This window comes from Stenotrophomonas bentonitica, assembly GCF_002887735.1.
GTDB lineage: Bacteria > Pseudomonadota > Gammaproteobacteria > Xanthomonadales > Xanthomonadaceae > Stenotrophomonas > Stenotrophomonas bentonitica_A.
In genome coordinates this window covers 867,492-881,200 of the sequence record NZ_PKQP01000001.1, presented here as the reverse complement: position 1 = coordinate 881,200, position 13,709 = coordinate 867,492, and the positions used below count along the sequence as shown (strand labels likewise).

At 68.3% G+C, this 13,709-nt stretch carries 14 protein-coding genes; 10 read left to right on the top strand and 4 right to left on the bottom strand.

Going from position 1 to position 13,709, the window contains the following annotated elements; all coding sequences use genetic code 11:
• Nucleotides 1–59: 59 nt before the first annotated feature.
• Nucleotides 60–317 carry a DUF2789 domain-containing protein gene (locus tag C0R07_RS03890; protein ID WP_019183827.1) on the bottom strand — a complete coding sequence of 86 codons (258 nt, stop codon included), beginning with the start codon at nucleotides 315–317 and terminating at the stop codon, nucleotides 60–62.
• Nucleotides 318–482: 165 nt separating this feature from the next.
• Here C0R07_RS03890 and C0R07_RS03885 point away from each other — a divergent pair, with 165 nt between their 5' ends.
• From C0R07_RS03885 to C0R07_RS03865, 5 genes are all read left to right on the top strand, one after another.
• Complete coding sequence (locus tag C0R07_RS03885) at nucleotides 483–1,070, top strand: biliverdin-producing heme oxygenase (protein ID WP_102788202.1); 588 nt, start codon at nucleotides 483–485, stop codon at nucleotides 1,068–1,070.
• A gap of 49 nt (nucleotides 1,071–1,119) precedes the next feature.
• Nucleotides 1,120–1,512, top strand: coding sequence for a YbaN family protein (locus tag C0R07_RS03880; RefSeq protein WP_102788201.1), 393 nt, complete (start codon nucleotides 1,120–1,122; stop codon nucleotides 1,510–1,512).
• A 114-nt stretch (nucleotides 1,513–1,626) separates the two neighbouring features.
• Nucleotides 1,627–2,358, top strand: coding sequence for a tonB-system energizer ExbB (gene exbB / locus C0R07_RS03875; protein WP_083298821.1), 732 nt, complete (start codon nucleotides 1,627–1,629; stop codon nucleotides 2,356–2,358).
• Nucleotides 2,359–2,367: 9 nt separating this feature from the next.
• On the top strand, nucleotides 2,368–2,793 hold the full coding sequence (gene exbD / locus C0R07_RS03870) for a TonB system transport protein ExbD (protein WP_070473572.1): 426 nt from the start codon (nucleotides 2,368–2,370) through the stop codon (nucleotides 2,791–2,793).
• Nucleotides 2,790–3,518, top strand: coding sequence for an energy transducer TonB (locus C0R07_RS03865; RefSeq protein WP_102788200.1), 729 nt, complete (start codon nucleotides 2,790–2,792; stop codon nucleotides 3,516–3,518). Before exbD ends, C0R07_RS03865 begins: the two co-directional genes overlap by 4 nt.
• Before the next feature lie 62 nt (nucleotides 3,519–3,580).
• Here the strand turns inward: C0R07_RS03865 and C0R07_RS03860 are convergent, their stop codons facing one another.
• A complete protein-coding gene (locus tag C0R07_RS03860) occupies nucleotides 3,581–5,608 on the bottom strand; it encodes a sodium-translocating pyrophosphatase (protein WP_019183833.1) in 2,028 nt (675 codons plus the stop codon).
• Nucleotides 5,609–5,971: 363 nt separating this feature from the next.
• Between C0R07_RS03860 and C0R07_RS03855 the strand changes: the two genes are divergently transcribed.
• Nucleotides 5,972–6,475 carry a hypothetical protein gene (locus C0R07_RS03855; protein ID WP_102788199.1) on the top strand — a complete coding sequence of 168 codons (504 nt, stop codon included), beginning with the start codon at nucleotides 5,972–5,974 and terminating at the stop codon, nucleotides 6,473–6,475.
• Nucleotides 6,476–6,616: 141 nt separating this feature from the next.
• Here the strand turns inward: C0R07_RS03855 and C0R07_RS03850 are convergent, their stop codons facing one another.
• Nucleotides 6,617–7,873, bottom strand: coding sequence for a 6-phosphofructokinase (locus tag C0R07_RS03850; RefSeq protein WP_102788198.1), 1,257 nt, complete (start codon nucleotides 7,871–7,873; stop codon nucleotides 6,617–6,619).
• A 141-nt stretch (nucleotides 7,874–8,014) separates the two neighbouring features.
• Between C0R07_RS03850 and C0R07_RS03845 the strand changes: the two genes are divergently transcribed.
• From C0R07_RS03845 to C0R07_RS03835, 3 genes are all read left to right on the top strand, one after another.
• Nucleotides 8,015–8,578: an adenylate kinase gene (locus C0R07_RS03845; protein WP_019183836.1), complete on the top strand. Its 564-nt coding sequence runs from the start codon at nucleotides 8,015–8,017 to the stop codon at nucleotides 8,576–8,578.
• Between the two features lie 333 nt (nucleotides 8,579–8,911).
• Entirely contained in the window at nucleotides 8,912–10,276 is a 1,365-nt protein-coding gene (gene mpl, locus C0R07_RS03840) for a UDP-N-acetylmuramate:L-alanyl-gamma-D-glutamyl-meso-diaminopimelate ligase (protein WP_070473564.1), read from the top strand.
• A 12-nt stretch (nucleotides 10,277–10,288) separates the two neighbouring features.
• Nucleotides 10,289–10,867 (top strand): LON peptidase substrate-binding domain-containing protein, encoded by a 579-nt coding sequence (locus tag C0R07_RS03835; RefSeq protein ID WP_070473562.1) that lies wholly within the window; start codon nucleotides 10,289–10,291, stop codon nucleotides 10,865–10,867.
• A 55-nt stretch (nucleotides 10,868–10,922) separates the two neighbouring features.
• On the opposite strand, the gene C0R07_RS03830 is transcribed toward C0R07_RS03835, so the two are convergent.
• Nucleotides 10,923–12,926: a bifunctional DedA family/phosphatase PAP2 family protein gene (locus C0R07_RS03830; RefSeq protein ID WP_070473560.1), complete on the bottom strand. Its 2,004-nt coding sequence runs from the start codon at nucleotides 12,924–12,926 to the stop codon at nucleotides 10,923–10,925.
• Nucleotides 12,927–13,028: 102 nt separating this feature from the next.
• Here C0R07_RS03830 and C0R07_RS03825 point away from each other — a divergent pair, with 102 nt between their 5' ends.
• Nucleotides 13,029–13,691, top strand: a complete 663-nt coding sequence (locus tag C0R07_RS03825; RefSeq protein WP_019183840.1) for a phosphotransferase — start codon at nucleotides 13,029–13,031, stop codon at nucleotides 13,689–13,691.
• Nucleotides 13,692–13,709 lie beyond the last annotated feature (18 nt).

Sequence of the window (13,709 nt, the reverse complement as noted above, 5' to 3'; positions counted from 1 at the left end):
CCTGTCGTGCATCCAGCCTGCCCATCCTTGGCCGGCCGGCATCAGATGCCCGTGATCGCTCAGCCGGCGTTGGCCTGCGCGGTCGCATCGGCGTGCAGGGCTTCGCTGAGCTCATCGACCACGATCGCCCACTCCGCATCCGAGCGCAGCTGCTCGGTCAGGAACTGGCGCTGCCCATCGTTCCAGTACGGCGCTTCGATCAGGCGGATATCGTTGGAGAGCTGGTGGTCGCGGATGAAGGCGGCGATCGCCTCCTCGCTGGCTTCCAGCCCGAGCTGCAGGAACAGATTGGTCATGCGCGGTTCGGTGGTGATCATCGTGTCATTCCAGTGGCAGGGCGTGGCCCGTATTATCGGGGCAAGGCCGTGACGGTGGCATGTGACGGACGCAACGCTCCCCACGCGACAATGGGCTTGGGGTTGCAGCCGTGACAGACGTCTTCAACAGAGAACCGCGCCCCACTTCCCCATCCAAGCAGTGCCATGATCGTCATCGATACTCCCCAAGCCACCCGCAGCCAACGCCTCAAGGCCGCCACCCGTGACAGCCACGGCGCGCTGGACAAGCGCATCATGGCCGGCGACATCTTCGCCAGCCGCGACCTGTTCGCGAAATTCGTGCGCGTGCAGTTCCGCTTTCACCGCGACATCGACGCGCTGTATGGCAACCCCGCGCTGGACGCGCTGCTGCCCGACCTGGACGAGCGCCGCCGGCTGCCGCTGATCGCCCGCGACCTGGCCGATCTGGAACAGACCCTGCCACTGCCGGCATCCGCCGGCCTGGATGGCGACCTGCCGCTGCCGGCCGCGCTCGGCTGGCTGTATGTGGCCGAAGGCTCCAACCTGGGGGGCACGGTGTTGTACAAGATGGCCGCCAGGCTCGGCCTGGACAGTGACTTCGGCGCGCGCCACCTGGCCGCACATCCCGATGGCGCGGCCCGCCATTGGCGCGCGTTCACCGCCGCGCTCGACGGCGTCGCGCTCACCCGGGCGCAGGAACAACAGGTGATCGATGCCGCCGATGCCGCTTTCCGCAGCGTGCACGGTCATGTCGAGGAAGAATTCGCATGAGCACCGCTCGGCACAGCTCCGCCGTGCCGGACCGCCACGGCCACCCGTGATGCGCTGGCTCTGGTTCGGCCTGGGCTGGATCATGGTGGCGCTGGGCGTCATCGGCGCCCTGCTGCCGGTGATGCCGACCACCATCTTCCTGATCCTGGCCGTCGGCTGCTTCGCGCGCAGCTCGCCGAAGTTCGAGCGTCGGCTGCTCGAGCATCCTCGTTACGGCCCACCGCTGCGCCTGTGGCGCGAGCAGGGCGCGATCAGCCGCAAGGGCAAGGCCTTTGCCGGCGCCGGCATGGCGTTCGGCTTCGTCATGTTCTGCTGGGGCGCGCATCCGTCCTGGCCGCTGCTGCTCGGCGTCGGCCTGTTCTTCGCCGCCAGCGCGGCCTATGTGCTGTCACGGCCCGCGCCGCGGCCATCGGCCACGCCGGATCGCTCGTCGGAGCGCTGAAGGTGCTGTCCGCCCCGCACTGATTCCGACCGCTTCGCCCCCCGATACTCCTCCGCCCTTTGCCTGCCTCCGGCCCTGTCACGCGCCGCGATGCCCTGACCGACGACTCCGCCCATGACCCTGCCCATCGCTCTTCCTGCCACCGTGGCGGCGCTGCCGCATGACCTGACTCCCTGGGGCATGTACCAGGCCGCCGATGGCGTGGTGCAGGCCGTGATGATCGGGCTGGCGCTCGCCTCGATCGCCACCTGGACCGTGCTGGTCGCCAAGACCTGGGAGCTGGCGCGGCAGCGCACGACGTTGCGCGCGGCCCGTGCGCTGCTGCTGCAGGCCGCGCACCTGCCGGCGCCGCAGACGCAGCCGTTGCTGGACGAGGGCGTCGCGCATGCGTTGATCGATGCCGCCCGTACCGAGCTGCGCCTCTCGCACGACGCGCATGATCCGGTCGGGATCAAGGACCGCGTCGCGTCGCGCCTGGAACGCATCGAACTGGCGCATGCGCGCCAGCTGCGCACCGGCGTAGGCCTGCTCGCCAGCATCGGCGCGATCGCGCCGTTCGTCGGCCTGTTCGGCACGGTCTGGGGAATCATGAACAGTTTCATCGGCATCGCCCATGCCAACACCACCAATCTTGCCGTCGTCGCGCCGGGTATCGCCGAGGCGCTGCTTGCCACCGCACTGGGCCTGGTCGCGGCGATTCCCGCCGTGGTGATCTACAACCACTTCACCCGCGTGCTGGCCGGTATCCGCGGCCTGCTGGGGGATCTGTCCGCGGGCGTGCAGCAACTGGTCTCGCGCGATCTGGACCGGCCTGGCAAGGCGCCGGCCGTGCACGACGCGCGCTGAGGACCGGCCATGCCCATCAAGACCGCCCGCCACGACGACGACGCGCTGGAAGAAAGCCACGAGATCAATGTCACGCCCTTCATCGACGTCATGCTGGTGCTGCTGATCATCTTCATGGTCGCCGCGCCGCTGGCCACCGTGGACACGCCGGTGGACCTGCCGGCCAGCACTGCGCAGCCGCAGCCACGTGATGGCGAACCGGTGTTCCTCTCGGTGCAGGCCGATCTGTCACTGAGCATCAACGACGTGCCGGTGGGCCGTGATGGCCTGAAAGCCACGCTGGAGCGGCTGACCGCCGGTGACCACGAGCAGCGCATCTACCTGCGCGCCGACCAGGCGGTGCCCTATGGCGATCTGATGCAGACCATGAATGCCCTGCGCACGGCGGGGTATCGCAGAATCGCGCTGGTCGGGCTGGAGCAGCGCCGCGAATGAGCCGCGACCCCGCCGCGACGCTGCGCTGGGTGGGCAGCCTGGCCCTCGTGTTGGCCGTGCATGGCGCGCTGATCGGCGGCGCGCTGTGGTGGCAGCAGCGTGCGCCGGTGCTGGCCAGCGACACGCCCGTGGAAGCGGTGATGGTGGAACTGGCGCCGGTGCCTGAGGCGCCATCCGCGCCACCGAAGGAGATGCCGCCCGGGCCGCTGCAGCACGAACAGCATCGGCCCGAGCCCACGCCGGTGCCGAAGATCGATCTGCCGCCGGCCGACACCCCGGACGCGCAGGACGTGCTGCGTCGCCAGACGCCGCGAGAAGAGGAGCCGACCGACCCGCACAACGTCGATCAGACGCTGGCACCGCCGGATGTCTCCGCACGCCCGTCCGAACGCTACGCTGCCACGCAGACCGTGGCCGGCCGCCAGGGCAACGCGGCGGTCACCTGGCGGGGGCTGCTGCTCGGCCATCTGGAACAGTACCGCCGCTATCCGCGCCAGGCCGAGCGCCTTCGCCAGCAGGGCGTGGCCTATGTGCGCTTCTCAGTGGACCGCCAGGGCAACGCCTCCAACATCCGGCTGGGCCAGAGCAGCGGTCATCCGCTGCTGGATGAGGAAACCCTGGCCACGGTGCGCCGCGGCAGCCCGCTGCCACCGCCGCCCGCCGAGGTGGCCGGTGATCCGGTGGAGGTGATGGTACCGGTGACGTTCTTCATCCGGCGGCGTTGAGGCGCGGCAGGAGAACACCCCTTGGGCGCGCTGGCCAACGAGGCCCGCGCGCCCGTCCTGCCTCAGAGCAGCGGCACCAGCAGCAACGCCACGATGTTGATGATCTTGATCAGCGGGTTGATCGCCGGGCCGGCCGTGTCCTTGTACGGATCACCGACGGTATCGCCGGTCACCGCGGCCTTGTGCGCCTCGCTGCCCTTGCCGCCGAAGTGGCCATCTTCGATGTACTTCTTGGCGTTGTCCCAGGCGCCGCCGCCGGTGGTCATCGAGATCGCCACGAACAGACCGGTGACGATGGTGCCGATCAGCAGGCCACCGAGCGCACGCGGCCCGAGCAGCAGGCCGACCACCACCGGCACGGCGACGGGCAACAGCGAGGGGATGATCATTTCGCGGATCGCCGAGCGGGTCAGCATGTCCACCGCGCGGTCGTACTGCGGTTTGCCGGTGCCTTCCATGATCCCGGGAATCTCGCGGAACTGGCGGCGCACTTCCTCCACCACCGCACCCGCCGCGCGACCCACCGCTTCCATCGCCATCGCACCGAACAGGTAGGGGATCAGGCCGCCGATCAGCAGGCCGATGATCACTTCATGGTTGGACAGATCGAAGGCGAAGGTCTCGCCGGGATTGGCGGCCTGCAGGTTGTGGGTGTAATCGGCGAACAGCACCAGCGCGGCCAGGGCCGCTGAGCCGATGGCGTAGCCCTTGGTCACCGCCTTGGTGGTGTTGCCGACCGCATCCAGCGGGTCGGTGATGTCGCGGATTTCCGGCGGCAGTTCGGCCATCTCGGCAATACCGCCGGCGTTGTCGGTGATCGGGCCGTAGGCATCGAGTGCGACGATCATCCCGGCCATCGAGAGCATCGCCGTGGCGGCGATGGCGATGCCGTACAGGCCGCCGAAATAGTGTGCCAGCCAGATCGCCACGCACACCGCGATCACCGGCAGGGCGGTGGACTTCATCGAGACACCGAGGCCGGCGATGATGTTGGTGCCATGCCCGGTGGTGGAGGCCTGCGCCACGTGCTGCACCGGTTTGTACTGGGTGCCGGTGTAGTACTCGGTGATCCACACGATCAACCCGGTCAGCACCAGCCCGATCAACGCGCAGAAATACAGGTTCAGCGCGCCATGCGCGTTGTCCGGCATCAACTGCGTGGTGATCGGGTAGAACGCGATCGCCGCCAGCACCCCGGATACGATCACGCCCTTGTACAGCGCGCCCATGATCGAGCCGCCCGGTTTTACTTTGACGAACAGCGCGCCCACGATCGAGGCGATGATCGAGACACCGCCCAGCACCAGCGGATACAGCACCGCATTGGCACCGGCCTCGGCGATCATCAGGTTGCCGAGCAGCATCGTGGCGATCACGGTGACGGCGTAGGTTTCGAACAGGTCCGCCGCCATGCCGGCGCAGTCGCCGACGTTGTCACCCACGTTGTCGGCGATCACCGCCGGGTTGCGCGGGTCGTCCTCGGGAATGCCTGCTTCGACCTTGCCGACCAGGTCCGCGCCGACGTCGGCGCCCTTGGTGAAGATGCCGCCGCCCAGCCGCGCGAAGATCGAGATCAGCGACGAACCGAACGCCAGCCCGACCAGCGCGTGCAGCGTCTGCGCGACATCCAGCCCGAGCTTCAACAGCAGCGCGTAGTACCCGGCCACGCCCAGCAGGCCCAGCCCGACCACCAGCATGCCGGTGATCGCACCGCCGCGGAAGGCCACGTCCATGGCCGCGCTCAGGCCGTTGCGGGCCGCCTCGGCGGTGCGCACGTTGGCGCGGACCGAGACGTTCATGCCGATGTAGCCGGCCGCGCCGGAGAGCACGGCGCCGATCGCGAAGCCGATCGCGGTGTACCAGCTGAGGAAGATGCCGACCAGCACGAACAGCACGGCACCGGCGATGGCGATGGTCAGGTATTGGCGGTTGAGGTAGGCGCGCGCGCCTTCCTGGATGGCGGCGGCGATTTCCTGCATGCGCGCATTGCCAGCCGGCTGCCGGAGGATCCAGCGTGCCGACACGATGCCGTAGAGAATCGCGAGGATGGCGCAGAACAGCGCCAGAGAAAGCCCATAACGTTCCAGCATGTCCCCTCCCGGGTGATGGAATGACATCCAGTGAACGGATGAACTTCTCCACGCGGGGGCACAACGGGCTGCAACCATGAACCAACCCGTTCAGACCGTGCCCGGTCGTCAAGCGTGTGGCGGTGTTCAGCAATCCCTGGTGGCCCGAGTATGCGGGCAAATCCTCGATGCAAGCTAGCAAGGATTACAAACCGCATGCGTGAGGCCGAACTGTCAGTGACATGGGTAGCGCCGGCCCGTGGCATGGGTAGCGCCGGCCGCTGGCCGGGAACCACGCAGATCCGGACGACGGGCCCCCTTTGCCATGCCGTTCAGCCACCCACTGGCAGCCTCGGCCCATTCCCCCGCCGTTGGAGTCCTGCCATGTCCCCCCGTCATCTGCTCTGGCTGGCCCTGCTGCCCGCCGTGTCCGCCTTCGCTGCGGAAACCCCCGAACTGCAGCGCGCCGCAGGAACGCCGCAGGCGGTGGGCGCTGCGCATACACTCCGCCAGATCCCCGAAGCCTGTGCACGGCTGGAAGGCGTGTTCACGGGCGAGGCGGCACAGCCGTACAAGTTTGCCGTGGTCCGTACCAGCGAGCAGTGCCGGCCGCGCGCCCGCTTTGTGGACTACGACAAGGCGCAGCCCAGCGAGGCCAAGGGCTGGAAACTCAATGATGTGATCCGTGTGCCGAATGCGGGCTGCCCGGCCCAGCAGGCGGTGGTGCGCGTGTGGCGCATGCCGGTCACCACCACGCCCGAACGCGATGGCCAGGGCCAGTCGCGCATCTACCTGGAAGACGCCAAGAAGCAGGCCGCCGCCGGCAAGATCGCGCAGGTGCCGATGTTCGCCGCGCAGATGAAGGTCGAGGGCAAGGCCTGCAACTGACCTGACCACGCACCGGTAGTGCCGGCCGCTTGCCGGCTCCCGGACTCTGCCGGGGACACGGCGCTGCCGGCCAGCGGCCGGCACCACCTCAGGGCCTGGGAGCACCGCGCTGCCGGCGAGCGGCCGGCACCGACGGGTTGCTCATGCTTCAAAGGCAGGCAGCTTCTTCTTCACTGCCACGTTCTTCAGCGTCACGTACTTCGGCAGCCCATCAGGCCCGTAGGGCAACGGGGCTTCCCCCTTGATCAGCGGGGCGAGATAGGCGCGGGCCTTGTCGGTGATGCCGAAGCCATCGCGGCGGATGAAGCCGGCCGGCATCTTCTTCTCGTGGTTGGCCACCTTGTGCAGCGGGGCGGCCTCGATTTTCCAGCGATAGGGCTTATCGCTGGTGCGCACGATCACCGGCATCACCGCGTTCTGGCCCTTCAACGCGAAATGCACCGCCGCCTTGCCCACCGCCTGCGCCTGTTCCCAGTCGGTTTTGGAGGCCAGATGGCGCGCCGAGCGCTGCAGGTAGTCGGGCAGGGTCCAGTGGACCTTGTAGCCCAGTCCATCCTTGACCCGGGCCGCCAGCTGCGAGGCCACGCCGCCGAGCTGGGTATGCCCGAACGAATCGGTGCCACCGCCCGCATCGGCGACGAAACGGCCATCGGCCGTCTGGATGCCCTCGGAGGCCACCACCACGCAGTAGCCCACGCGCTCGACCACCTGTTTCACTTTGGCCAGAAACGCGGCCTCGTCGTAGGCGCGCTCGGGCAGCAGGATGATGTGCGGGGCGTCATCGGCGCCCTGGCCGGCCAGCCCCGCGGCCGCCGCGAGCCAGCCGGCATGGCGGCCCATCGCTTCGTACACGAACACCTTGGTCGAGGTCTCGGCCATCGCGGCCACGTCCAGCGCCGCTTCGCGCACCGAGACGGCCGTGTACTTGGCGGCCGAGCCGAAGCCCGGGCAGGTATCGGTCACGGCCAGATCGTTGTCGATGGTCTTGGGCACGCCGATGCAGGTCAGGTCGTAGTCGAAGGCCTTGGCCAGCTGGGAGACCTTCCAGGCGGTATCGGCCGAATCGTTGCCGCCGTTGTAGAGGAACCAGCGCACATCGTGCGCGCGCAGCACCTGGAGCAGCCGCTCGTACCTGCCGCGGTCGGCCTCCAGTGATTTGAGCTTGTAGCGGCACGAGCCGAACGCGCCGCCGGGGGTATGGGCGAGGGCGGCGATCGCGGCAGCGGTTTCCTTCGAGGTGTCGATCAGGTCCTCGCGGAGCGCGCCGAGAATACCGTTGCGTGCGGCCAAGACCTTGATTCCTTTGGCCCTTGCCGTGCTGATGACCGCCGAGGCCGTGGCATTGATGACGGCGGTGACGCCGCCTGACTGGGCGTAGAGCAGGGTACCGTTGGGCATGGTGCGACCTTGGTCTGGGGGAAGGACATTGCAGAGACATTACCGGTATGGGGTAAAGTGCGCGTATTGCGGTGCAGCGTGATTGTGGACAATCCCGGGGCGCGCGCCCTTCCATTTTCTTACCACGTTGGAGTCAGGTTGATGCGATTGGTTCTGTTGGGACCGCCCGGTTCGGGCAAGGGGACGCAGGCGACGCGCCTGAAGGAACATCTTTCGATTGCGCACATTTCCACCGGCGACCTGCTGCGTGCCGAAGTGGCTGCGGGGACCGAGCTGGGCAAGCAGGCCAAGGCCGTGATGGATGCCGGCAACCTGGTGTCCGATGACATCCTGCTGGGCATGCTCGAGTCGCGCCTGGGCCAGGACGATGTGGCCAAGGGCTTCATCCTGGATGGTTACCCGCGCAACGTGGCCCAGGCCAATGCGCTGGACAGCCTGCTGGCCAAGATCGGCCAGCCGCTGGATGCGGTCGTGCAGCTGGACGTGCCGACCGAACTGCTGGTCGAGCGCATCGCCGGCCGCGCCGCCGAGCAGGGCCGTGCCGATGACAACCCCGAATCGGTGCGTCAGCGCCTGCAGGTCTACAACGACCAGACCGCGCCCGTGGTGGATTTCTATGCCGGCCGTGGCACGCTCGCACGCGTTGATGGCGTGGGTGAACTGAACGACGTGGAAGCGCGCATCCGCGCCGCGATCCAGGCCTGATCCGGTCGGTGCCGCTACGGCGGCACCGCACGGGCAGTGCGCTGCCCAGTGCCTGAAACACACACGCCCGGCCCCCGAAGGGACCAGGCGTGTGGTTTGAAGGTGCCAGCGAGCGGGCTTGCTCAGAGCCCCGCAGCATGAGCCCCCCTGGGGATGGCCTCTTGGGGAGTAGGACCAATGGGGTGCTGCGGCTGGCCCATGGAATTGTGTCCGTCTTCACAGTACGGCGCTATCGGGATTTCCCTGACACCGTGATGGACTTCTCTGATACTCGACTAGGAGTTATCTGACGGCGATGTCCATCGACGGTGATGATCGGCGACAATCGCAGGCATGAGCACGATCCACATTCTTGGTATTGCAGGCACTTTCATGGGCGGCGTGGCCGCGCTGGCACGCGAGAAGGGCCATACGGTCCGCGGCAGCGACCAGGCGATCTACCCGCCGATGTCCACCCAGCTCGAACGCCTGGGCATCGCCCTGGATCCGGGCTACCGCGCCGACAGCGTGGCACCGGACTGCGACGAGGTGGTGATCGGCAATGCGCTCTCGCGCGGCAACCCTGCCGTGGAAGCGGTGCTGGATGCAGGCCAGCGCTATATCTCCGGGGCCCAGTGGCTGTCCGAGCAGGTGCTGCCGGGCCGCGACACCCTGGCTGTGGCCGGCACGCACGGCAAGACCACCACCACCACCATCCTGACCTGGCTGCTGCACAGCGCCGGGCGTGAGCCGGGCTTTCTGATCGGCGGCGTGGCGGAGGATTTCGGCGTCTCCGCGCGCATCGGCAGCGGCCGCGAGTTCGTGGTCGAGGCCGACGAGTACGACACTGCGTTCTTCGACAAGCGCAGCAAGTTCGTGCACTACCGGCCGCTGGTGGCGATCCTCAACAACCTCGAATACGACCACGCCGACATCTTCCCGGACGTGGCCGCGATCCAGCGCCAGTTCCATCACCTGATCCGCACCGTGCCCGCGCGCGGGCGCCTGATCGTCAACGGCGAAGATGCCTATCTCGCCGAGGTGCTGGCGATGGGGTGCTGGACGCCGGTGGAGCGCTTCGGTTTCGATCCTGCGCTGGAATGGCACGCCGAGCTGGTGGAGGCCGACGGCAGCGTGTTCGTGGTGCACCATCGCGGCGCGCGCGTCGGTGAAGTGCGCTGGTCGCTGCTCGGCCGGCACAACGTGCTCAACGGGCTCGCTGCGCTGGCCGCCGCGCATGCGGTAGGTGTCGAACTGGCCACGGTGATGCCGGCGCTGGCCGCGTTCCGCAGCGTCAAGCGCCGCCTGGAAGTGATCGGCCAGGCACGCGATGTCACCGTCTACGATGACTTCGCGCATCACCCCACCGCGATCCGCACCACCCTTGAGGGCCTGCGTGCGAGGGTTGGTGAAGCCCGCATCGTGGTGGCGATGGAACCGCGCAGCAATTCCATGCGGCTGGGCGCGCATGCGCAGGCGCTGGCCCCGTCGCTGGACGGTGCCGATGCCGTGGTGTTCCTGCACCGCCCCGAGCTGGCCTGGGATGCGGCCGGCGTGATCGCGGCCGTGCGAGGCGACGCGTATGCCGTGCCGGATACCGATGCGCTGCTGGCCCGCCTGGACGCGATCGCCATGCCCGGCGACCACGTGGTGTTCATGTCCAATGGTGGCTTCGACGGCGCGCCGCGGCGCTTCCTGGCACAGCTGCAGCCGTCCTGAGCGGGCCTGGCCATGACCGACACCGCGTCACTGCCCCTGTTCCCGCTGCACACCGTGCTGCTGCCCGGCGCCGCGCTGGGCCTGCGCGTGTTCGAGCGGCGCTACCTGGACATGCTGCGCGAATGCAGCCGCGCCGGTACCGCGTTCGGTGTCTGCATGATCCTGCACGGTGAGGAAACCGGCGCCCCCGCGGTGCCGGCCGCCTACGGCGTGGAGGCGCGGATCGAGGATTTCGACGTGGGCGCCGATGGCGTGCTGGTGCTGCGCCTGCGTGGCCAGCGTCGCTTCCATGTCGATCGCACGCGCGTGCGCGACAACGGGCTGATCATTGCCGAGGTGACCTGGTGTGCGGCCGACAGCGACGATGAGCTGCAGCCCGAACATGCGCTGATGGCGACCGTGCTTGAGCACATCATCGAACAGGCCGGTGCCGCGTTTGCTCCGGTCAGCCCGGCGCAGATGGAGCAGGCCAGCTGGGTCGGCTGGCGCCTGGCTGAGCTGCTGCCCCTGGAGGATGCGCAGCGCCTGCAGCTGCTGCAGCACGATGACCCGCACCAGCGCCTGCAGGCGTTGCTGGACTGGATGCCGTAACGCGGGGCGAGCGAGGCCCCGCTGCACGAACGGCCGGGATGATCCCGGCGCTGCCTCATTCGGCCGCGGGCATGCGCACGCGCAGCACCGGCATCTGCGTATCCGGATGGGTGTCGACCTGCTGTGGCAGGCCATCCAGTGCCTGGCGTACTGCATTGAGCGAGGGGTCGATGCCACGCATCGGGCGCCACATCCCGATCAGATTGAAGTGCTGCTGGTAGTGCAGGGTCTGCGCACTGCCGAGCCACAACGGCTCATCCACCGGCGCTGACAGACGCGCCGGTGCCGGCCACAGGCGCAACGCGAACATCTCGTTGGGGGCATTGCCGGCGCGCAGCATCAGCAGCGATTCGACCTGCGTGTCCAGGGTGGCTGGCAGGACCGGCACCTTGTCCTTGTCCGAGGACTTGTCGAGCATCAACAGCGCCTGCTCCCAGCCGGCCTGTGGCTGTACGCGCCAGCCCTGGCTTTCCAGGCGGCGCTGCAGCGGTGCCAGCGGGCCGGCCACCTGCACATCCAGCGGCCAGCGCTGGTCGTCATCGAATTCATTGCGGCGCGAGGGCAGGTGCTGCCACTCGGTTGTCCACCAGGCCTGTGCATCCAGCGGCGCCGGGCTCGGCTGCGCCGGTTCGAAGCGCGCCAGTTTCACCGGGATGTTGCGCGGGGCGTACCAGAGCGCGGCCACGGCGAAGGTACCGTAGAACAGCCACGCCACCGGCTTGACCCAGAACGAGCGGTTGAAGCGGCGGCGGTACGCGATGCCGAGCACCAGTAGCCAGAACAGGCCGAACAGCATGCCGCCGATCACATCGCTCAGCCAATGGGCGCCGAGGTAGATGCGGGCGAAGCCGATCAGGCTGACGATGATGCCCGACAGCAGGTAGGGCCACACGCGGGTGCGGCCGGGCAGTTCGCGCGCGATCAGCACGGCGAAGAAGCCGAAGGTGATCGTGGCCATCGTTACGGAGACCGACGGGAAGCCGAAGCCGCTGCTCGCATCCGGCGGCCGGACCACGTCCACGGTTGCGCCGAGCAGCTTGCACAGGGCCAGGCCGAAGGCCAGCGCGGCCAGCCAGTGACCGGCCGCCATCCAGCGCCGGCGCCAGACCAGGTAGCCCATGCCGGCGGCCGTGGCCGGCAACAGGACCTGCCAGGCGCCCAGCGAGGCCAGCGCGGCCATCGGGTAATCGGCCAGCGGATTGCGCAGGGCCAGCATGGCGTGGTGCACGGCCAGATCGACCCGCAGCGGTTCGCCATGGGCGACCACCGCCATCAACAGGGCGAACCAGCCCCAGCCAAGCAGCAGCAGCATCACCGCCAGCATCGCCAGGGGCACCGATTCACGCCGCTGGGGATCGAACACCGCCACCGAGTAACGGCCCAGCGTTGGATGGCGCTGCGACCAGTTCAACAGCATGGCCAGCCAGCTGTCCATGCGCGAGGCCGACCAGCGGTAGCCGTACAGCACGATCGCCCAGACCAGGCCCATGATCACGCCGAGCAGGCCCAGCACCATCACCAGCCGGCCGGCAACGGCGGCGACCGCGTCATACGCCTCGCCGAGCACCCAGCCGGGGGCCAGGAACAGCACCGCCCAAGACAGGCTGGCGATGCCACTGGCCTGGAAGTAGCGCGAGAGCGGCATCTTCATCATGCCGGCGATGGCCGGCACGAACGGGCGGATCGCGCCGACATAGCGCGCCACCAGGATGCTCTTGAACGCGTTGCGGCGGAACATCGTCTCGCCGCGGTCGAGCAGCTGCGGATACTTGCTGAAGGGCCAGAAGCCGCGCAGGCGATCCCCCCAGCGCCGGCCTACCCAGTAGCTGATGCCGTCGCCGGCAAACGCGCCCAGCGCTGCGCAGGCCACCGCGTACGGCCCGGAGATCTGGCCCAGGCCGATGAACACACCCACGGCGAACAGCAGCGGCAACGCGGGCACGATCGCGCCCAGCACGATGACCGCATCGCAGAAGGCAATGAGGAAAATGACCGCACCGGCAAGCACGGGGTGAGCTGAGATCCACGCAAGCGTGGCATCGATCCATGACGAGTCCATCGGAGGATTATAGGGGGGGCAAAGTGACTGACTGCCGGCCAGCGGCGGGCAATGTGCGGCATCTGCAGTGAATGAGCGCGATCAGCCGCCTAGAATGGCGCCATGACACGCCCTGCCGATCCCGCCCCGACCGCCCTCAAAGCCGACAGCTTCGGCCGCATCCTGCTGATGGAGCAGGACGGCCAGCGCTTCGTGCGCCGTGATCTGGAGGCCACCCCGTGGTGGCTGCGCCTGCCGGCATGGTGGCTGGCCCGGCGCGAGGCGCGCGCGCTGGCGCATCTGGATGGGATGCCCGCCACGCCGCGGTTGCTGGGCTGGAACGGGCGCTGGCTGGACCGCAGCTTCATGGCCGGCGATGCGATGTACCAGCGTCCGCCGCATGGCGACCTTGCCTATTTCCGTGCGGCGCGCCGTCTGCTGCAGCAGGTCCATCGCCACGGCATCGCGCACAACGACCTGGCCAAGGAAGCCAACTGGCTGGTGCGCGAAGACGGCTCGCCGGCCCTGATCGATTTCCAGCTGGCGGTGATCGGCAATCCGCGCTCACGCTGGATGCGCCTGCTGGCCCGCGAGGACCTGCGCCACCTGCTCAAGCACAAGCGCATGTACTGCCGGCCGTCGCTGACGCCGGTGGAGAAGCGGCTGCTCAAGCGCACCTCGTGGGTGCGTGACCTCTGGTTCCGCACCGGCAAGCCGGTCTACCGCTTCGTCACCCGCAGGATCCTGCACTGGGAAGACAACGAAGGGCAGGGCCCCAAGCCGTAGCAGGGGCCGATGCCTGGC

Excerpts from the sequence above, each read along its gene's own strand:
- C0R07_RS03850 (WP_102788198.1), bottom strand. The coding sequence starts at position 7,873 with ATGCCCAACGGTACCCTGCTCTACGCCCAGTCAGGCGGCGTCACCGCC.
- exbD (WP_070473572.1), top strand. The coding sequence starts at position 2,368 with ATGCCCATCAAGACCGCCCGCCACGACGACGACGCGCTGGAAGAAAGC.
- C0R07_RS03855 (WP_102788199.1), top strand. The coding sequence starts at position 5,972 with ATGTCCCCCCGTCATCTGCTCTGGCTGGCCCTGCTGCCCGCCGTGTCC.
- C0R07_RS03845 (WP_019183836.1), top strand. The coding sequence starts at position 8,015 with ATGCGATTGGTTCTGTTGGGACCGCCCGGTTCGGGCAAGGGGACGCAG.
- C0R07_RS03890 (WP_019183827.1), bottom strand. The coding sequence starts at position 317 with ATGATCACCACCGAACCGCGCATGACCAATCTGTTCCTGCAGCTCGGG.
- C0R07_RS03830 (WP_070473560.1), bottom strand. The coding sequence starts at position 12,926 with ATGGACTCGTCATGGATCGATGCCACGCTTGCGTGGATCTCAGCTCAC.
- exbB (WP_083298821.1), top strand. The coding sequence starts at position 1,627 with ATGACCCTGCCCATCGCTCTTCCTGCCACCGTGGCGGCGCTGCCGCAT.
- C0R07_RS03835 (WP_070473562.1), top strand. The coding sequence starts at position 10,289 with ATGACCGACACCGCGTCACTGCCCCTGTTCCCGCTGCACACCGTGCTG.
- C0R07_RS03880 (WP_102788201.1), top strand. The coding sequence starts at position 1,120 with ATGCGCTGGCTCTGGTTCGGCCTGGGCTGGATCATGGTGGCGCTGGGC.
- C0R07_RS03885 (WP_102788202.1), top strand. The coding sequence starts at position 483 with ATGATCGTCATCGATACTCCCCAAGCCACCCGCAGCCAACGCCTCAAG.
- C0R07_RS03825 (WP_019183840.1), top strand. The coding sequence starts at position 13,029 with ATGACACGCCCTGCCGATCCCGCCCCGACCGCCCTCAAAGCCGACAGC.
- C0R07_RS03865 (WP_102788200.1), top strand. The coding sequence starts at position 2,790 with ATGAGCCGCGACCCCGCCGCGACGCTGCGCTGGGTGGGCAGCCTGGCC.
- mpl (WP_070473564.1), top strand. The coding sequence starts at position 8,912 with ATGAGCACGATCCACATTCTTGGTATTGCAGGCACTTTCATGGGCGGC.
- C0R07_RS03860 (WP_019183833.1), bottom strand. The coding sequence starts at position 5,608 with ATGCTGGAACGTTATGGGCTTTCTCTGGCGCTGTTCTGCGCCATCCTC.